At 57.1% G+C, this 18,943-nt stretch carries 19 protein-coding genes; 4 read left to right on the top strand and 15 right to left on the bottom strand.

All coding sequences use genetic code 11. The features are described from left to right. Positions 1-100: 100 nt before the first annotated feature. Positions 101-592 carry a transcription/translation regulatory transformer protein RfaH gene (rfaH, locus tag FHC52_RS16665; RefSeq protein WP_008501518.1) on the top strand — a complete coding sequence of 164 codons (492 nt, stop codon included), beginning with the start codon at positions 101-103 and terminating at the stop codon, positions 590-592. On the opposite strand, the gene tatD is transcribed toward rfaH, so the two are convergent. The 9 genes from tatD to udp all read right to left on the bottom strand — a co-directional run bounded on the left by tatD (position 589) and on the right by udp (position 8,500). Continuing rightward, positions 589-1,371 (bottom strand): 3'-5' ssDNA/RNA exonuclease TatD, encoded by a 783-nt coding sequence (tatD, locus tag FHC52_RS16660; protein ID WP_126289434.1) that lies wholly within the window; start codon positions 1,369-1,371, stop codon positions 589-591. The two genes, rfaH and tatD, sit on opposite strands and share 4 nt — an antisense overlap. Before the next feature lie 41 nt (positions 1,372-1,412). Continuing rightward, on the bottom strand, positions 1,413-2,183 hold the full coding sequence (gene tatC / locus FHC52_RS16655) for a Sec-independent protein translocase subunit TatC (RefSeq protein WP_008501520.1): 771 nt from the start codon (positions 2,181-2,183) through the stop codon (positions 1,413-1,415). Between the two features lie 2 nt (positions 2,184-2,185). Then, entirely contained in the window at positions 2,186-2,728 is a 543-nt protein-coding gene (tatB, locus tag FHC52_RS16650; RefSeq protein ID WP_008501521.1) for a Sec-independent protein translocase protein TatB, read from the bottom strand. Positions 2,729-2,731: 3 nt separating this feature from the next. Then, positions 2,732-2,986: a Sec-independent protein translocase subunit TatA gene (gene tatA / locus FHC52_RS16645; RefSeq protein ID WP_008501522.1), complete on the bottom strand. Its 255-nt coding sequence runs from the start codon at positions 2,984-2,986 to the stop codon at positions 2,732-2,734. A 76-nt stretch (positions 2,987-3,062) separates the two neighbouring features. Next, on the bottom strand, positions 3,063-4,703 hold the full coding sequence (ubiB, locus tag FHC52_RS16640; RefSeq protein WP_008501523.1) for a ubiquinone biosynthesis regulatory protein kinase UbiB: 1,641 nt from the start codon (positions 4,701-4,703) through the stop codon (positions 3,063-3,065). Continuing rightward, complete coding sequence (gene ubiJ, locus FHC52_RS16635) at positions 4,700-5,305, bottom strand: ubiquinone biosynthesis protein UbiJ (RefSeq protein ID WP_008501524.1); 606 nt, start codon at positions 5,303-5,305, stop codon at positions 4,700-4,702. The genes ubiB and ubiJ overlap by 4 nt, the downstream gene beginning before the upstream one ends. 13 nt (positions 5,306-5,318) lie before the next feature. Then, complete coding sequence (gene ubiE, locus FHC52_RS16630) at positions 5,319-6,074, bottom strand: bifunctional demethylmenaquinone methyltransferase/2-methoxy-6-polyprenyl-1,4-benzoquinol methylase UbiE (protein WP_008501525.1); 756 nt, start codon at positions 6,072-6,074, stop codon at positions 5,319-5,321. A 66-nt stretch (positions 6,075-6,140) separates the two neighbouring features. After that, the gene (rmuC, locus tag FHC52_RS16625; RefSeq protein WP_126289436.1) at positions 6,141-7,598 is read right to left on the bottom strand and encodes a DNA recombination protein RmuC; all 1,458 of its coding nucleotides are present in this window, start codon (positions 7,596-7,598) and stop codon (positions 6,141-6,143) included. A 140-nt stretch (positions 7,599-7,738) separates the two neighbouring features. Continuing rightward, a complete protein-coding gene (gene udp, locus FHC52_RS16620; RefSeq protein ID WP_003860792.1) occupies positions 7,739-8,500 on the bottom strand; it encodes a uridine phosphorylase in 762 nt (253 codons plus the stop codon). A 255-nt stretch (positions 8,501-8,755) separates the two neighbouring features. On the opposite strand from udp, the gene FHC52_RS16615 reads away from it, so the two are divergent. Beyond that, a complete protein-coding gene (locus tag FHC52_RS16615; RefSeq protein ID WP_021242857.1) occupies positions 8,756-9,562 on the top strand; it encodes a dienelactone hydrolase family protein in 807 nt (268 codons plus the stop codon). Positions 9,563-9,606: 44 nt separating this feature from the next. Here FHC52_RS16615 and metE read toward each other — a convergent pair whose 3' ends face one another. After that, on the bottom strand, positions 9,607-11,868 hold the full coding sequence (gene metE, locus FHC52_RS16610; protein WP_126289438.1) for a 5-methyltetrahydropteroyltriglutamate--homocysteine S-methyltransferase: 2,262 nt from the start codon (positions 11,866-11,868) through the stop codon (positions 9,607-9,609). A 115-nt stretch (positions 11,869-11,983) separates the two neighbouring features. Here metE and metR point away from each other — a divergent pair, with 115 nt between their 5' ends. After that, complete coding sequence (gene metR, locus FHC52_RS16605) at positions 11,984-12,937, top strand: HTH-type transcriptional regulator MetR (protein WP_008501529.1); 954 nt, start codon at positions 11,984-11,986, stop codon at positions 12,935-12,937. Here metR and FHC52_RS16600 read toward each other — a convergent pair. The 3 genes from FHC52_RS16600 to pldB all read right to left on the bottom strand — a co-directional run bounded on the left by FHC52_RS16600 (position 12,825) and on the right by pldB (position 15,631). Further along, on the bottom strand, positions 12,825-13,724 hold the full coding sequence (locus tag FHC52_RS16600) for a carboxylate/amino acid/amine transporter (protein ID WP_126289440.1): 900 nt from the start codon (positions 13,722-13,724) through the stop codon (positions 12,825-12,827). The genes metR and FHC52_RS16600 overlap by 113 nt on opposite strands. Before the next feature lie 82 nt (positions 13,725-13,806). Then, on the bottom strand, positions 13,807-14,607 hold the full coding sequence (gene yigL, locus FHC52_RS16595) for a sugar/pyridoxal phosphate phosphatase YigL (RefSeq protein WP_021242854.1): 801 nt from the start codon (positions 14,605-14,607) through the stop codon (positions 13,807-13,809). A gap of 31 nt (positions 14,608-14,638) precedes the next feature. Further along, the gene (gene pldB / locus FHC52_RS16590; RefSeq protein ID WP_008501532.1) at positions 14,639-15,631 is read right to left on the bottom strand and encodes a lysophospholipase L2; all 993 of its coding nucleotides are present in this window, start codon (positions 15,629-15,631) and stop codon (positions 14,639-14,641) included. Positions 15,632-15,740: 109 nt separating this feature from the next. On the opposite strand from pldB, the gene rhtB reads away from it, so the two are divergent. After that, positions 15,741-16,361: a homoserine/homoserine lactone efflux protein gene (rhtB, locus tag FHC52_RS16585; RefSeq protein WP_126289442.1), complete on the top strand. Its 621-nt coding sequence runs from the start codon at positions 15,741-15,743 to the stop codon at positions 16,359-16,361. Here the strand turns inward: rhtB and rhtC are convergent. After that, positions 16,358-16,978: a threonine export protein RhtC gene (gene rhtC / locus FHC52_RS16580; RefSeq protein ID WP_010426287.1), complete on the bottom strand. Its 621-nt coding sequence runs from the start codon at positions 16,976-16,978 to the stop codon at positions 16,358-16,360. The genes rhtB and rhtC overlap by 4 nt on opposite strands. A 61-nt stretch (positions 16,979-17,039) precedes the next feature. Further along, positions 17,040-18,869, bottom strand: a complete 1,830-nt coding sequence (gene recQ, locus FHC52_RS16575; protein ID WP_021242852.1) for an ATP-dependent DNA helicase RecQ — start codon at positions 18,867-18,869, stop codon at positions 17,040-17,042. Between the last annotated feature and the right edge of the window lie 74 nt (positions 18,870-18,943).

Here is an 18,943-nt window from a genome sequence, read left to right as displayed (position 1 = left end):
AAGTTATGCGTTCTGTCCCATTTTCGCCCATTATAATCAACTTAGCGATCCCGCCAGGGTTTTGATATGCTTGCGCCCCGAACTAAGGGAAAGAGTGATTATGCAGGCCTGGTATTTACTGTATTGCAAACGCGGGCAACTTCAGCGCGCGCAGGAACATCTTGAACGTCAGTCAGTCAATTGCCTGACGCCCGTGATCACGCTTGAAAAAATGCAGCGCGGGAAGCGCACAACCGTTAGCGAGCCGTTGTTCCCGAACTACCTGTTCGTGGAGTTCGATCCGGAGGTGATCCACACCACCACCATCAGCGCCACGCGCGGCGTCAGCCATTTTGTTCGCTTCGGCGCTCACCCCGCGACGGTTCCCTCATCGGTCATCCACCAGCTGTCGATTTATCAGCAGCCCGAAGACCTTACCGACCCGGAAACGCCCTACACGGGCGATAGCGTCGTGATTACCGAAGGGGCTTTCGAAGGCCTTCAGGCGATTTTTGCCGAGCCGGACGGGGAAGCGCGCTCTATGCTGTTGCTTAATCTGCTGAACAAGCAGGTGCTGCAGAGCGTTAAAAACACTGACTTCCGCAAACTTTAAACGTTTATCCCAAACAGATTACGCACGTTGTCATCCGTCTGTGCGGAAAGCCAGTGCGGATCCTCTCCGCGCCACATCGCGACACGCTCAACTATGTGCCCCAGATAAGCGGGCTCATTGCGTCGCGATGCCGGTTTGGGTTGCATATCGCGCGGGAGCAGATAGGGCGCATCCGTTTCAAGGAGCAACCGGTCAGCCGGGATCGCCGGTAGCAGCTCCCGAAGCTCAAGCCCGCGGCGCTCATCGCAAACCCAGCCGGTAATCCCCAGATAAAGCCCGCGCTCCAGGCACTCCAGCGCCTCCTGCCGTGAGCCGGTGAAGCAGTGCAGCACCGCGCCGGGCAGTTTCTCGAGCCACGGATCCAGCAGAGTCAGGAAACGCTCATGCGCGTCGCGGCAGTGCATAAATACGGGCATTTCAAGCTCTGCCGCCAGCGCAAGCTGGGCAGTGAATGCCTTTTCCTGCTCTTCAGGCGTGGAAAAGTTACGGTTGAAATCGAGGCCGCATTCGCCAATCGCCACCACTTCTGGTGTCTTCGCCAGCCTGCGCAGGGTTTCCCCGCTTTCCGGGGTCCACTGGCTGCTGTCGTGAGGATGCACGCCAGCGGTAGACCAACAGCGTTCGTAGCGTTGCGCCAGCTGCTGCGCCTGCTCGCTCTCATGCAGGTTGGTGCCCGTCAGCAGCAGCCCTTTCACCCCAGCGGCAAACGCGCGCGCAACCACCTCATCACGATCTTTCGCAAACTGCGAGCTGGTCAGGTTGAGTCCGATATCAAACATGCGAATCCCCATATAACAACCGCCCTGACGGGCGGCTGGTTTTACTCTTCAGTGGTCTTGTCGGAGGTATCGTCTTCGTCATCCGACCGACGCCCTTTACCCACGTAGAAACGTGAGAAGAAGACGCCGACCTCAAACAGGCAGTACATCGGTATGGCCAGCAGCGTCTGGGAGAATACATCCGGCGGGGTCAACAGCATGCCGACCACGAAGGCGCCGACCAGGATATACGGACGCTTCTTACGCAGGTCATCCGGCGTGGTGACCCCTACCCAGCAGAGCAGCACAATGGCCACCGGCACTTCGAATGCCACCCCAAACGCCATAAACAGCGCCATCACAAAGCTAAGATAGCTGGCGATATCCGTCGACACCTGGACGCCTTCCGGCGCGGTATGTGTCAGGAAGCCGAAGGCCAGCGGGAAGACAACGAAATAGGCAAACGCCATGCCGATATAGAACAGCAGCGAACTGGATACCAGCAGCGGAATGACCAGCTTGCGTTCGTGCTTATACAGTGCCGGCGCCACAAAGGCCCACACCTGGTACAGAATGACGGGCGCAGAGGCAATCAACGACACCCAAAAGGTCAACTTGATGGGGGTAAAGAACGGAGAAGCAACGTCTGTTGCAATCATCGTTGCGCCCAGCGGCATCTGCTTGATCAGCGGCGCAGAAACCACCTGGTAGATATCGTTGGCGAAATAGACCAGGCATAGAAAAATAACGAGAACCGCAATAATGCAGTTTAACAGACGCTTACGCAGCTCTATGAGGTGCGTAATCAGCGGTTGAGTATCATCTACAGCCATGTTTACGCTTTATCACTCGACGAGGGGGATGATTCGGAAACGGGTGCGGCGGGCTTTGCCTCGGCAGCGTTAACCACGGGCTTTTCCGGCTGCACCTGTTTTTTCACTTCGGTTTCCTGCGGCGTCTGTTCAGGCGCAGCAGCCTGATGTTCAGCGCTGGCAGGCGTGACGCCCTCACGCTGTTCTTCGCTGCCCTTCACCACCGGGTTATGGATGGTGTTCGCTTCATCGCTCGCTTTTTCAGGATCGTTGATGCTATAGGAGCGCTTCATGGATTCCGCCGCTTCGCGCAGCTCATCCATTGACGCTTTCAGTTCCGGCGTCAGGTTATCCATGCTCGCCTTCTCAACCTTTTTCAGGCTTTCCTGAAATTCCTGCAGCTTAAGCTCCTGGGCCAGTTCATTCTGAACGGTCGATGCCAGCGATCTCAGCGCACGAACCCAGCCCGCAACGGTTTTCACCGCCACCGGCAGACGCTGAGGCCCCAGCACGATCAGGCCAATCACAAAGACCAGCAGGAGCTCACTAAAACCAATGTCGAACACGACTTACACCTGCTCTTTATCGTGGCGTTTAGCGTCTTCCTTTTTGGCTTCTTCTTGCTTGTCGGTGATGGATTTAGCAGTAAAGTCAGCGTCCTGGCTGGTTTTATCCTGCTTGCTCTCATCATCGCTCATCGCTTTTTTGAAGCCTTTGATAGACGCGCCCAGATCGGAACCAATAGAACCGAGCTTTTTGGTGCCAAACAGCAGCACGACGATGACGGCAATGATCAACAATTGCCAGATACTGATACCACCCATACATGTTCCTCAGGGATAGATGATTAATAAGTCAGGTCGCATTATACGTATGCGACCTGTCGATAGCGACGCAAACTCAGCGCGTTTTTCGCCATCCGGCAAGCCAGACAACCACCCCGGCGGCCATCAGCCAGGCGGGCATCATCTGCCACTCCGGGCGGTTGATCAGCAGCAGCGTACCGCTCAGCAGCAGCGTTGCGCCAATCCCAAAGAGATAGCGTGACTGGCCCTGGCGAACACGGCTGGACTGAAGTTCGCGAGCGATTTTATCCATGCTATGCTGAAGGTTCTTGCTCTGACGCAAACTGTCATAAACCAGTTCAGGAATTTCAGGCATTTTTTCTATCCAGAACGGGCCTTTCTCTTTCAGCGAGCGCACCAGCGCCGGAATGCCAACCTGATCCTTAATCCAGGATTCCAGGAAGGGTTTCGCGGTCTTCCACAAGTCTAACTGAGGATAGAGCTGTCGGCCTACACCCTCAACGTAAAGTAGTGTTTTCTGAAGTAAAACTAGCTGTGGCTGAACTTCCATATTAAAGCGGCGAGCCGTGTTGAACAGGTTCAACAGCACATGTCCGAAGGAGATTTCCGCCAGCGGTTTTTCAAAAATCGGTTCGCAAACGGTCCGGATCGCAAACTCGAACTCTTCGACGTTGGTGTCCGGCGGCACCCAGCCGGAATCGACGTGCAGCTCGGCCACCTTACGGTAGTCGCGGTTGAAGAACGCGATAAAGTTCTCGGCCAGATACCGTTTATCTTCTTTATTCAGCGACCCCACAATCCCGCAGTCGATACCGATATACTTCGGATCCTCAGGGTGCTCGTAGCTCACGAAGATATTGCCCGGGTGCATGTCCGCATGGAAAAAGCTGTCGCGGAACACCTGGGTGAAGAAGACCTGCACGCCACGCTCGGCCAACAGCTTCATGTTCGTTCCCTGCTTCTCCAGGGCCACCACATCCGAAACCGGAATACCGTAGATACGCTCCATCACCATCATGTTCTGGCTGCAGTAGTCAGAATAGACTTCAGGGACATAAAGCATCGGGCTGTTTTCAAAGTTGCGACGCAGCTGAATAGCGTTTGCCGATTCGCGCAGCAGGTTTAGCTCATCAATCAGTGTTTTTTCATATTCCCGCACCACTTCCATCGGGCGCAGTCGGCGGCCATCAGGTAATAAACGCGGAACCCAACGGGCCAGACGGTAAATCAGCTTCATGTCGGCTTTGATGATCGGCAGAATATCCGGGCGGATCACCTTAATCACCACCTCTTTGCCGTTTTCTTTCAGACGCGCAGTGTGCACCTGAGCAATAGAAGCCGACGCCAGCGGTTCTATTTCGAAATCGTCAAACCAGGTTTCAACGGGAAGATTACCCATCGCCTCTTCGATCTGTTTCTTCGCCCTCACCCCGTCAAACGGGGCAACACGGTCCTGCAGCATCGCCAGTTCATCGGCAATGTGCGGCGGAAAGAGATCGCGGCGGGTCGACAGCATCTGCCCGAACTTAATCCATACCGGGCCAAGCTCCTGCAGCGCCAGGCGAAGGCGTTCGCCCAGCGGCTGACCTTTATGGCGGTTAGGCATCCAGAACAGCATCCGCCGCCAGATACGAAGCGGCAGCGTGATACGCATTTTAGGGATCAGCTCGTCGAGCCCGTAGCTCAAAAAGGTACGAATAATGAAGTAGAGGCGCCGAATTTCACCAGGCGTCATTTGCCCTCCAGTTTTTCCAGCCGTTTGGTTAACGCATCAACCGCACGTTCAACAGCCGCGGTTTCTTCCGCAAACCATGCCACTTCCAGCGGTCCGGGGGCCATTCGCCACTCTTCAGTCAGTACTTCCGCCGCATAGCGTTGCTGACGTAGCAGGCTTTTACGCGCAAAGGACGCGCCACCATGAAGAACCTTCCCGATGCCTTCCGCGGCAATGTCACCGATAAACGGCGCGAGCAGCTCTGCCGGATCAAACTCCGCCAGATCGGTAAGCGCAACGAAGTTCTGCACGACCTGAATGTCGCCTTCCACTTCCAGCTCACCGCTGCGGATAAGTGCCGTTAATTGCTGGCGATCGCGCAGTTTTGGCAGCACGCTCATGTGCGTGATGACCGAGCAGTCGGCGTCACCTTCCCACGCCCCCAGAACGTCAAGCTGGCGTTCGCTGAAGACCAGCACCAGCGGCGTCGAGAACTCTTTTAAAACAATGCGTAATACCTTCCCGTTTAGCCGCTGACGCGCAGCTTTCAGCGCTGGCGCACGATAGAGAAAGGCATTCAGTACGTTTTCGATACCTGCGGAGACTAAGGGTTTAAAGGGCACGGGACACCTCCACTCAGAACTTGTAACCGCGATGCAGCGCGACGACACCCGCCGTCAGGTTGAAATATTCAACGTTCTCGAATTCAGCATCCTGCATCATGGCTTTTAAGGTGTCTTGATCCGGGTGCATACGGATAGATTCCGCCAGATAGCGATAGCTTTCCGCGTCGTTAGCCACCAGCTCACCGATGCGCGGCAGCACGTGGAATGAATAGGCGTCGTAAGCTTTGCTCAGCGGCTCGATAATCGGTTTGGAGAATTCGAGCACCAGCAGGCGTCCACCCGGCTTCAGCACGCGATACATGGAGCGCAGCGCTTTTTCTTTATCGGTCACGTTACGCAGACCGAAGGAGATCGTGATGCAGTCAAAGGTATTATCCGGAAATGGCAGCGCTTCGGCGTTGGCCTGCACATATTCCACATTCCCCACCACGCCGATGTTACGCAGCTTTTCGCGGCCCATTTTGAGCATGGAGTCATTAATATCGGCGAGGACAACGCGCCCGGTTTCGCCCACCAGACGAGAGAATTTCGCGGTTAAATCGCCCGTACCACCGGCTAAATCCAGCACCGTTTGTCCACGACGCACGCCGCTACAGTCGATAGTGAAGCGCTTCCACAAGCGATGAATGCCGAACGACATCAGATCATTCATCACATCGTACTTCGCCGCCACGGAATGAAATACGTGGGCCACCATGTCAGCTTTCTGCGCTTTGGCGACAGTCTGAAAGCCAAAGTGCGTTGTGTCTTGTGAATCGTCAACCATCTCAGAGCCTGCTAATCAGTAAAATGTTCGTGAAGTGTAACAGATTGGGCGCAATTGCCCTACGTTTCAACCACCGCGAAAGAAACGCGCCGGGGAGTCGTTCGGTGATAAATCGGCCGCTAACGTGTTGTCTTCACTGTTTGTCTTTTGTTCGTCCGCCCCTTCACGCAGGCGAAACTCGTCGTCCTGGGCGGTAGCCTGTTCAACCAATTCCGGATTAATCTCGCGTTTCACCTCAACCCCCAGGCTGCGGAATGATTCGGCCTGCGCCAGAAGATTGCCACGTCCTGAGGCGAGTTTTTTCATCGCCTGACGGTAGTTATCCTGCGCGCGGTCCAGGCTCTGCCCGACTGAGGACATGTCGTCCACGAAGAGGCGCATTTTGTCGTACAGCTTGCTGGCGCGGTCGGCAATCTGCTGCGCGTTGCGGCTCTGGTGCTCGTAGCGCCACAGGTTCGCAATCGTGCGTAAGGCCACCAGCAGCGTGGTGGGGCTGACCAGCATAATATTATTTTTAAGCGCTTCGGTGATGAGTTCAGGCTGCCTGTCGAGTGCCAGCAGAAACGCGGGCTCGACCGGAATAAACATCAGGACATAGTCCAGCGAGCGCAGCCCCGGTAGCTGCTGATAGTCTTTCCTGCCGAGCAGGCGAATATGATTACGCACCGAGGCAATGTGCTCCTGCAGCGCCGATTCTCGGGTGTAGTCATCCTCCGCATTGAAGTAACGCTCATACGCCACCAGCGTCATTTTGGCGTCAATCACCACATCTTTGCCCTGCGGCAGCCGCACAATCACATCCGGCTGCATTCGCGAGCGGGCATCGTTTTCGATACTCACCTGGGTTTCGTATTCATACCCTTCCCGCAGGCCAGAGGCTTCCAGGACGCGGGTCAGCACCACTTCTCCCCAGTTGCCCTGGGTTTTGTTATCCCCTTTAAGCGCGCGGGTGAGGTTGACCGCCTCCTGCGCCATCTGGGCATTCAGCTGCTGGAGATTGCGGATTTCATGCGCCAGGGTGTGCCGCTCTCGGGCTTCCTGACCAAAGCTGTCCTGTACCTGGCGGCGGAAGCCGTCCAGCTGTTCACGCAGGGGCGTCAGCAGGCTGTTCAGGCTCTGGCGGTTCTGCTCGTCAACGCGGCGGTTGCTGTGCTCAAAAATACGGTTCGCGAGGTTTTCAAACTGTTCGCTGAGGCGCTGCTCGCTGTTGATCATCTGGCGGATTTTATCTTCCGCATGCAGTTGAGTGGATTCCAGACGGGTGGTCACTTCGCGGAGATCGGCCTCCAGCGAGGTGTTGATATCTCTCAGGTTGCGCAGCTCGTTGTTGAGTAACTCGCACTCCTCTCGCCAGTGATCACTCAGCGCAAGCTGCTGCTTTGCCGCGCTTAATTCGGCGACGATCTCTTCGCGTTCAGCCAGCTGATCGGCCTTCTGCTGTGCATTCTGATAGCTGGAAATGAGCCAGCCTATCGCCACGCCCGCCAGCGCAATCACCGCATAAATCAGGACTGAGATATCCACAATGCCCCCTGCATCAACGTATTACCCGCACAAAATAAGATTGTGCTGTATAAACGTCCAGTTTGAAAGGGTTTTCCTGCGAGGCGCTACGCAAAAAATAAAGGCCGAACGTGTCGGCCTTTGATTTCGAAAGGAGAGGATTAGATCAGGCGACGCGCGGCTTCAACCACGATTTTCACCGCATGACTTTCGGTCTGCTTCATGGTTTCAGCGTTCGGGATCTCCTGCTGAGTACGGTTGACGATAACGCCCGCCACCATACCGGCACGCAGGCCCTGGCTTGCGCACATGGTCAGCAGCGTGGCGGATTCCATTTCGTAGTTCATCACGCCCATGGACTGCCACTCTTCCATAGAGCCTTTGAAGCGGCTTACCACGCGGCCAGAGAAGGTGTCGTAACGCTCCTGACCGGGATAGAAGGTATCGGACGAAGCGGTTACACCCACGTGAGTGGTCGCGCCAACGGATTTCGCGGCTTCAACCAGCGCGGTGGTACATTCAAAGTCTGCTACTGCCGGGAATTCCATCGGCGCAAAGTGCAGGCTTGCGCCATCCAGACGCACGGACGCGGTCGTGACCAGCACGTCGCCCACGTTGATGTGCGGCTGAATAGCACCGGTCGTACCGATACGCAGGAAAGTACGAATGCCCAGCTGTGCCAGCTCTTCAACAGCAATAGACGTAGACGGGCCACCGATACCGGTAGAACACACGATCACGGCTTTACCATCCAGCTCTGCGCGCCAGGTGGTGAATTCACGATGGGCTGCCAGCTTAACCGGCTTATCCATCAGCGCGGCGATCTTTTCCACACGCTCCGGATCGCCAGGGACGATAGCGAGCGTAGCCCCTTGTAAATCGTTTTTAGTGAGGCCGAGATGAAAAACATCAGACTTAGACATAGGTGACTCCTCTGTGGGTCGGTTAGTCAGAAGAAGTAAAACGGTACTTTACAGAAGCGGAAAGCATAATTTCGTGACACATCTCACCATGAATGAAAATGATTGCATTGTATTTCCACAAAAAGGTGATTTACATCACATTAACAAGTTATATCGTCAGGTGCTGCACAAAAGATAGACCGTTTAAGGCACTGTGAGTTGTTAACCTGGTGACTATATTTACCTTTGCGCTAACTCATTGGTACGGAGAATGCCATGACTGAAAAAACCGGTTTTGCACCTGCTGCGGCCCCGCATGCCTCAACCATCGTCTCAACGTCTGAAGAGGCCATCACGGCGGGTGAGACCTCTATTCCCTCGCAGGGAGAGAATATGCCTGCTTACCACGCACGACCAAAATCGGCAGACGGTCCGCTGCCCATCGTGATCGTGGTTCAGGAAATTTTCGGCGTTCACGAACACATTCGCGACCTCTGCCGCCGGCTGGCGCTGGAAGGCTATCTGGCCGTTGCGCCAGAGCTCTACTTTCGCCAGGGCGATCCGAACGATTACAGCGATATTCCCACCTTGCTCAGCAACCTGGTCAGCAAAGTCCCGGATGCGCAGGTGCTGGCCGATCTCGACCACGTCGCCAGCTGGGCGGCGCGCAACGGGGGCGATCCCCATCGTCTGCTGGTCACCGGTTTCTGCTGGGGCGGACGCATCAGCTGGCTGTATGCCGCGCATAACCCGCAGCTTAAAGCCGCTGTGGCCTGGTACGGTAAACTGGTAGGTGAAAAAACACTCAATTCACCGAAACATCCCGTGGATATCGCCACGGAGCTGAATGCCCCCGTATTAGGGCTGTATGGCGGTCAGGACACCGGTATTTCGCTGGATTCGGTAGAGACCATGCGCCATGCGCTCCGTGCGGCCAATGCGAAGGCGGAGATCGTGGTGTATCCGGATGCCGGGCACGCGTTTAACGCGGATTATCGTCCGAGCTATCACGCGGAATCAGCCAAAGACGGCTGGCAGAGAATGCTGGCGTGGTTCAGCCAGTACGGCGGTAAAAAAGCGTAAAAAAAAGCCCGGTGGCGTCTACGCCTTACCGGGCCTACGCATCATCAAGCCTGACGCAAGTTTTGCGCCGCCTTCACCATGTTCGCCAGCGCGGCACGCGTCTCCGGCCAGCCGCGAGTTTTCAGGCCGCAGTCCGGGTTAACCCACAGACGCTCTGCCGGAATGCGCTGGGCCGCTTTTTTCAGCAGCGACTCAATCCACTCCACGCTCGGCACGTTCGGAGAGTGGATGTCGTACACCCCCGGACCGATTTCGTTCGGGTAGTCGAATTCTTCAAACGACTCCAGCAGCTCCATGTCTGAACGCGAGGTCTCGATGGTGATCACGTCAGCGTCCAGCGCGGCAATCGAATCCATGATGTCGTTGAATTCGCAGTAACACATGTGGGTGTGGATCTGGGTGTCGTCCTTCGCCACCGCGGCGTTGATGCGAAACGCCTCCACGCCCCACTTCAGGTAGGCATCCCAGTCGCTGCGGCGCAGCGGCAGACCTTCGCGCAGGGCCGGTTCGTCAATCTGGATGATGCCTATGCCTGCAGCTTCCAGATCCGCCACTTCATCACGGAGCGCCAGCGCGATTTGCTTCGCGATGGTCTCGCGGGTTACGTCTTCACGCGGGAAGGACCAGCAAAGGATGGTCACCGGACCGGTGAGCATGCCTTTTACCGGCTTGTCGGTCAGGGACTGGGCGTACTTCGCCCACTCAACCGTGATCGGCTCCGGGCGGCTGACGTCACCGATGACTACCGGCGGCTTGACGCAGCGGGAGCCATAGCTTTGCACCCAGCCGTTCTGGGTAAAGACGAACCCGTCCAGGTGTTCACCGAAGTATTCCACCATGTCGTTACGCTCGGCCTCGCCGTGCACCAGCACGTCCAGCCCCAGCCGCTCCTGCTCGATAATCGCCTGCTTGATGTGTTCGGCAATCCCGGTGCGGTAGTGATTCGCATCCAGATTCCCCTTTTTGAAGTCCAGACGCAGGCCGCGGATTTCGGTGGTCTGCGGGAAGGAACCGATAGTGGTGGTTGGCCACGCGGGCAGGTTGAACCGGGCGCGCTGGGCTTCGGCACGGACTTCATACGGGCTCTGACGCTGGCTGTCCCGGGCGGTGATGGCCGCCAGGCGTTTTTCCACTGCCGGGTTATGCACGCGCGCCGAGTGACGACGTGCCTGGATCGGTGCACTCCATGCGTTAATCGCCGCCGTGTCGCCGCTGTTCAGCGCATCGCGCAGCAGCGCCAGCTCTTCACATTTTTGCAGGGCGAAGGCAAACCAACTTTTCACCTCAGCATCAAGACGGGTTTCCACGCTCAAATCGATCGGGCTGTGCAGCAGGGAGCAGGACGAGGCCACCCACAGCTCACGTTTGCCGACGATGTCCTTGATCTGCGCATATTTCTCGGTCAGATCGGCACGCCAGACGTTACGACCGTTAATCAGGCCAGCGGAGAGCAGCCAGTCCGCAGGCAGACGCTTGTGCAGCTCCGCCACTTCGTCTTTGCCGTGCACCAGGTCAACGTGCAGACCCTGCACCGGCAATCTGGTGATGGTGCTGAGGTTCGGCGTCACACCTTCAAAGTAGGTGGTAAGCAACAGCTTCACCTGCCCGTTGAGTGCATCGTAAGCCGGTTTGAAAGCATCAAGCCACTCCTGCGGCAGCTCGAGCACCAGCGCGGGTTCGTCGATTTGCACCCACTGAATGCCACGTTTGCCCAGCTCAATCAGCACCTGTTTGTAGACCGGCAGAATGTCCTTCAGCAGGCTCAGACGATCGAACTGCTCGCCTTTGACTTTCCCCAACCACAGATAGGTCACCGGCCCCAACAGTACGGGTTTCACCTGGTGGCCCAGCGCCAGCGCTTCGTCCACTTCATCCAGAAGCTGCGTCCAGGTCAGCCTGAACTGCTGACCTTTTACGAACTCTGGCACCATATAGTGATAGTTAGTGTTAAACCACTTGGTCATTTCCGCCGCTGCCGCTGGCTCACCCGTTGGCGCACGGCCACGGCCGATGCGGAACAGGGTATCGATATCTACCGATCCATCGTTGTTCTGATGACGAGCCGGCACGTTGCCAAGCAGCAGGCTGGTCGTCAGAACATGGTCGTACCAGGCGAAATCGCCCACCGGCAGCAGGTCAATCCCCGCCTGCTTCTGCTGCGCCCAGTGACGGGCGCGCAGCTCGCGCCCCACCGCCAGCAGTTCTTCACGGGTGGCGTTCCCCGCCCAGTAGCTTTCTTGCGCTTTTTTCAGCTCGCGACGCAGGCCAACGCGAGGGAAACCGAGAGTGTGATTGCGGATTGTCATGGTATGCCCCTTGTGAAATTCGTTATTTAGACGTCCAGATGTTTACACTTCTATAATTGGCAGGTACTGTATATTCCTCAAGCGCAAAATGTTCATGGCGAAGTGAAGGACTTTCATGATCGAGATAAAACACCTGAAAACGCTGCAAGCGTTGCGGAACTGCGGATCGCTCGCGGCAGCGGCGGCCACGCTGCACCAGACCCAGTCCGCCCTTTCTCACCAGTTCAGCGATCTGGAACAACGCCTCGGCTTCCGTCTTTTTGTACGTAAGAGCCAGCCGCTGCGCTTTACGCCGCAGGGCGAAATTTTGCTTCAGCTGGCGAATCAGGTTCTGCCGCAGATCGCCAGCGCGCTGCAGGCGTGTAACGAACCGCAGCAGACCACGCTGCGTATCGCCATTGAGTGCCACAGCTGTATTCAGTGGCTGACCCCCGCGCTTGAGAACTTCCGCCAGAAGTGGCCGCAGGTGGAGATGGACTTTAAATCCGGCGTGACGTTCGACCCGCAGCCTTCGCTCCAGCAGGGCGAACTGGATCTGGTGATGACGTCCGATATTCTGCCGCGCAGCGGCCTGCACTATTCGCCGATGTTTGATTATGAGGTGCGCCTGGTGCTGGCACCGGACCATCCGCTGGCGACCAAAACGCGCATCACGCCGGAAGACCTGGCAACGGAAACGCTGCTGATTTACCCGGTGCAGCGCAGTCGTCTGGATATCTGGCGCCACTTCCTGCAGCCCGCAGGCATTAGCCCGCAGCTGAAAAGCGTGGATAACACCTTGCTGTTGATTCAGATGGTGGCGGCCAGCATGGGTATCGCGGCGCTGCCGCACTGGGTGGTGGAGAGTTTTGAACGCCAGGGCCTGGTGGTCACCAAAACCCTGGGTGAAGGACTGTGGAGCCGGCTGTACGCCGCCGTGCGCGATGGCGAGCAGCGTCAGCCGATTACGGAGGCGTTTATTCGCTCAGCGCGGAACCACGCGTGCGACCATCTTCCGTTTGTGCGGAGCGCGGAGCGACCCAGCGTCGATGGACCCACAGCGAAGCCAGGATCACCGCTCCCCCAATAAGGAAGCTCGGCCAGTGCGGCTGTTGCTGCCAGATGGCAAGGTTGACCAGCAGCCCTGCAGGAACATGTACGTTGTTCATGATCCCGAGCGTACCGGCGTCGACCTGCGTCGCGCCGTAGTTCCACATGAAGTACCCCAACCCGGAAGCCACGACGCCCAGCCAGACCAGAACACCCCACTGTACGGTGGTGGTCGGCAGCTTTTGCGGGTTACCCAGCATAAACCACGCCGCCACCGCGACGATCGCGGCCCCCATGTAGAACCACGCAAACGCGTTATGCTGCGGCATCGGACGGGTTTCCATCAGGCGTTTGTAGCCCACCATGCCGATGGCGAAGCTGATGTTGGCGAGCTGGACGAACATCAGCCCGGTCCAGAAGTGATCGCTCACTTTGTCGTAGCGAATAATTGCCGCGCCAATCACCGCCAGCGCCGCGCTCAGCAGATATCCCCAACGCAGGCGGCGCTTGCTGAGCAAATCGTAGATCAGCGTGATATAGAGCGGCGTTAGCACGGTGAACAGCAGGAATTCCGAGACGGACAGGTAGACATAAGCCCGGAAGCTGAACAGGTACATGATGCCGAGCTGCATCGCCCCCACCAGCATATACAGCACAATCGTTTTCAGCGACTGCCCGCGCGTGCGCAGAAACGGCAGGAACACCAGCGCCGCCAGCCCCACGCGCATCAGCACCGAGAAGTAGCTGTCGACCGAACCGGCAAGGTAATCGCCAATCAGGCTAAAGGAGAAGGCCCACAGGATAGTGGTGATAATGAGTAGCGCCACAATGCTTGTCTCTCAGAAAGAAGGACAGGCATTGTAGCGAACTCTTTAGTTGACAACTGAGCAATAAACAACCGAATGAAGATTATTCAAGGAACAGCTTGCGCAGGTATTTCGGTACCGCGTTGTCAGCGTTAGAACCAATCACCTCCAGCTCCGGGTGCAGATCTTTCAGACGCTGATGCGCGTTCTGCATGATGCAGCCCTTACCCGCCATCGACAGCATTTCAGCATCGTTCATGCCGTCACCAAAGGCGATACAGTCTTTCAGCTCGAAGCCCAGACGTTTCGCGACCGCTTCCAGCGCGTGCCCTTTGGAGACGCCTCCCGCCATCACTTCCAGACAGGTCAGGGTTGAGAAGCTGACGTTGACGCGATCGCCCCAGCGGGCGTTGATCGCCTGTTCCAGCGGCAGCAGCTCTTCGTGGCTGTCGCAGGTGAAGAACACCTTGCTGATCCCCTCCGGCTCAAGCAGGCCTGGCTCGTACAGGGAGTAGTTGAATACGGCTTCCTTGAAGAAACGCATCTCATCCGGGCGGTGGCGGTTCATGAACCAGTCGTCGTCGCGGTAAACGTTCGTAACGATAGCCGGGTTGTTGTGCACCACGCCGAACAGATCGGCGGCAATATCGCGATCCAGGTTGTGGGTAAAAATCAGGTTGCCGTCGGTATCATGCACACGCGCACCGTTGGAGGTGATCATGTACGATTTGATCTCAAGATTATCGCGGATCTGCCCCACGTCGACGTGGTGGCGGCCGGTGGCAAATACGAAGTTCACGCCACGGGCGGTCAGAAGCTTCAGGGTCTCTTTCGCGTAAGGCGACAGGGTGTGGTCAGGGGAAAGCAGCGTGCCATCTAAATCAGATGCAACAACCTGGTACATAGGGATTTCAACCTCTGGTGGAAAACAAAAATCAATTATGCCTGTTGAAAAATTCAACAATGGCGTTGAGCGCGACTGAGCGCATAGCGTCCTTTTCAAAAAGGATCTCATGGTACGCGCCGTTAATGACCAGCGGTTTTCCCCCTTCACAAGGGTGACCGGCGGCAGCGCGCAGTTCACAATAGCGGTCATGCATGCGGTTATCCACCACACGCTCTTCTTCCGCCTGAATCAGGAGTGTTGGCGTGTCGTCGTTGTCGACACCAGCCAGCACCTGCTCACCGGCAAGGATACCTTCCCGTACCCAGTGATATGTCGGGCCACCCACGCGCAGGCGGGGCTCATCGGCATAAAAACGCAGGTTACGACGATAGCGCTGGCGACTGTGCGTCAGCACGTTCATCGCAAACGGCAGCGCCCGCCAGCGTCCCGTCCCGATGGCATAGCCTTCCCGAATGCGCTGATGGCCCTCAGCCCAGTCGAGAATATGGCGTACCATCCAGTCAGGAAAACGCATGACGATGCCATACATCGGCGCGGTGAGCGCAATGGCGTCGCACTGGTGAGCGTGGCGCTGTAAAAACAGCGTTGAAATCGCACCGCCCATTGAGTGCGCCAGAATATAGCGCTTCCGCCAGGGGCCTGGCTCGACCTCCTGCTGCCAGAACGCGGCGAGATCGTCGACGTAATCGCTGAAGTTATCCACGTGGCCGCGATGGGTATCCGATAACAGGCGCCCTGAAAGCCCCTGCCCGCGGTGATCGATAATCAGCACATCGAAGCCCAGATGGAACAGGTCATAGGCCAGTTCGGCGTATTTGATGTAGCTCTCAATACGTCCGGGGCAGACCACAATGACCCGGTCATTTTTCTTGTCGTGAAAACGCACAAAGCGTACTGGAATATCGCCGACGCCCGTAAACTCATCTTCCTCACGCTGGCGCCAGAAATCGGTCAGCGGCCCCATGGAGAAAGCAGCAAATGCGTTTTCTCGTGTTTCCCAGTCCTTTTTCTGCTGAAACATCGGGTTTCTACTCACCTAAGCCAAGGAATATCGTTTTTTCGTAACCGGTCACAAAATGACTCAACAATAGCGTATTGTGGCATAAAAACAGACAATTCGGGAGTTTCAAATGACCTTCGAGTGGTGGTTCGCTTACCTGCTGACATCCATCATCCTTAGCCTTTCACCGGGCTCGGGCGCCATTAACACCATGACCACCTCCATCAACCACGGCTATCGCGGCGCGGCGGCGTCCATTGCCGGTTTGCAGACCGGGCTGGGCATTCATATCGTGCTGGTCGGGATTGGTCTGGGCACCCTGTTCTCCCGCTCCGTACTGGCCTTTGAAGTGCTGAAATGGGCCGGGGCGGCCTATCTGATTTGGCTCGGCATCCAGCAGTGGCGCGCGGCAGGCTCCATTAACCTGAATACGCTCGCTCAGACGCAAAACCACGGTCATCTGTTTAAGCGTGCGGTTTTCGTCAACCTGACCAACCCGAAGAGCATCGTTTTCCTCGCCGCGCTGTTCCCGCAGTTTATCGTGCCGCATCAGCCGCAGGTGATGCAGTATGTAGTGCTGGGCGCGACCACCATTATCGTCGATATTATCGTCATGATTGGTTACGCGACGCTGGCGCAGCGGATTGCGGCGTGGATTAAAGGGCCTAAGCAGATGAAGGCCCTGAATAAAGTCTTTGGTTCGCTGTTTATGCTGGTTGGCGCGCTGCTTGCGTCAGCGCGTCATGCTTAGCGAGAAATGATGAGATGAATGCCGAAGCCGGCGAACAGCGCGCCGGCGAAGCCGTCGATCCACTTCGCAATACGCTGGTAGCCGCGGCGCATCGCCGGTAAGGCGAACAGACTGGCCACGATGGTAAACCAGGCAAAGGTTTCAACGACGATCAGCAGGAAGATGCCCCAGCGTGCGCCCGCACCGACGCTATCACCCACAAACAGCGAGAACACAGAGCCGAAATAGATAATCGCTTTCGGGTTCGCCAGGTTAGTCAGCAGCCCTTTTACAAAGCTGCGGCCGCCCGTTGCCAGCTCGACCTTTGGCTCTTCCGGTTTTTTCTCTTCTTTTTTCAGCGCCCCGCGCAGCATCTGGTAACCCATCCAGCACAGGTACAGCCCGCCGCCGACCATAATGATGTTATGCAGCCAGGCCATCTTCGCCAGGATCAGGTTCAGACCGAGCAGCGCAACGGCCGCCCAGACCATAACGCCCATGGTGATACCGAGCACACCCATCATCGCCTCCTTGCGGGAGCGGCTGACGGCCGTTTGCGACACGAAGAAAAAGTCAGGTCCCGGGCTCATCAGCGCAACGATGTGCACTAACGCCACGGTGAGAAATAGCATTAACATAATTAGCTCGCGGGGAAATAATTCAGTGAGTCATCATCCTGGCACTTTTTCGCCCGGCTGACTACTCCTCATCATCACCATCAACGTGGGAACGGATGAGCGCCATAAACTCTTTACCGAAGCGCTCCAGCTTGCGCGTACCGACGCCGTTGACGCTGAGCATTTCGCTGGCGCTGAGCGGCATCTGCTCGGCCATCTCAATGAGCGTCGCGTCGTTGAACACCACGTAAGGCGGGATGTTCTCTTCATCAGCGATGGCCTTACGCAGCTTGCGCAGTTTGGCGAATAGCTTGCGGTCGTAGTTGCCGCCGTAGGATTTCTGCATCACGCGCGGCTTGAGGGCGACCACACGCGGCACGGCGAGCTTCAGTTCAACGTCACCGCGCAGCACCGGACGCGCCGCTTCGGTCAGCTGTAGCGCGGAGTGCTGAGCAATGTTCTGCGTGGCAAAGCCGAGGTGGATCAGCTGACGAATGATGCTGACCCAGTGCTCGTGGCTCTGGTCCTTGCCAATACCGTAGACAGGCAGCTTGTCGTGGCCCATGTCGCGGATACGCTGGTTATTGGCACCGCGCAGCACTTCCACCACGTAGCCCATCCCGAAGCGCTGGTTCACGCGGTAAATGGTCGAGAGCGCCTTACGCGCGTCCATCAGGCCATCGTACTGTTTCGGGGGATCCAGGCAGATATCGCAGTTACCGCACGGCTCCTGCCGCCCTTCACCAAAGTAGTTGAGCAGCACCAGACGACGGCAGGTTTGCGCTTCGGCAAACGCGCCCATCGCGTTGAGCTTGTGGCGCTCGATATCCTGCAGCTGGCCCTGCGGCTTCTCTTCCAGACAGCGGCGCAGCCACGCCATATCGGCCGGATCGTAAAACAGCATCGCTTCTGCAGGCAGACCGTCACGCCCGGCGCGACCGGTTTCCTGATAGTAGGATTCGATATTGCGCGGAATGTCGAAGTGCACCACAAAGCGCACGTTGGGCTTGTTGATCCCCATCCCGAACGCCACCGTCGCGACGACGATTTGCAGGTCGTCGCGCTGGAATTTTTCCTGCACGTCGGCGCGGATGTGGTTCTCTAACCCGGCATGGTATGCCGCCGCGCTAAAGCCGCGATTTTGCAGACGCGCAGCGGTGTCTTCCACCTTTGCGCGGCTGTTGCAGTAGATGATGCCGGACTTGCCGCGCTGCTCCTGGACGTAGCGCAGGAGCTGATCCAGCGGCTTGAATTTTTCCATCAGCATGTAGCGGATGTTCGGGCGGTCAAAGCTGCTGACCTGAATATACGGGTCGTTCAGCCCCAGCAGGCGAACGATATCCAGGCGCGTGGTGTCATCCGCCGTGGCGGTAAGCGCCATAAACGGCAGCTCGGGGAAGCGCTGACGCAGCTGGCCGAGGGCGGCGTATTCCGGGCGGAAATCGTGTCCCCACTGGGAGATACAGTGCGCTTCATCCACCGCCAGCAGAACCGGATTCCAGTGCGCGAGATGGTCGAGGAAGTTATCCAGCATCAGGCGTTCCGGCGCGATATACAGCAGGCGGATCTGCCCGGTGCGGCACCCGGCCATCACCTCTTGCTGCTGCTCCCGGGTTTGCGTCGAGTTCAGACAGGCCGCCGCGACGCCGTTGGCGAGCAGCTGGTCAACCTGGTCTTTCATTAGCGAAATGAGCGGGGATACCACGACCGTCAGGCCGTTAAGCACCAGCGCGGGCACCTGATAACAGAGGGACTTACCGCCGCCGGTCGGCATCACCACCAGACAGTCACGGCCTTGCAGCACCGTTTCAATGATGGTTTCCTGGCCAGGGCGGAACTGCTGGTAGCCAAAGGTTTCATGCAAAACCTGTTTAGCCAGCGACTCCTGATTCAATACTTCCGCCTGCGCCACATTAACCCCATATGCGAAAAATAAAACAGGCGCTATTTTCAGCGCCTGAGAGAGAAACTTCAACGTTTAACGCA

The organism is Enterobacter sp. EC_64, assembly GCF_019584165.1.
In the GTDB taxonomy this organism is placed as follows: Bacteria; Pseudomonadota; Gammaproteobacteria; order Enterobacterales; family Enterobacteriaceae; genus Enterobacter; species Enterobacter roggenkampii.
This window is presented reverse-complemented; position numbering and strand designations above follow the sequence as displayed.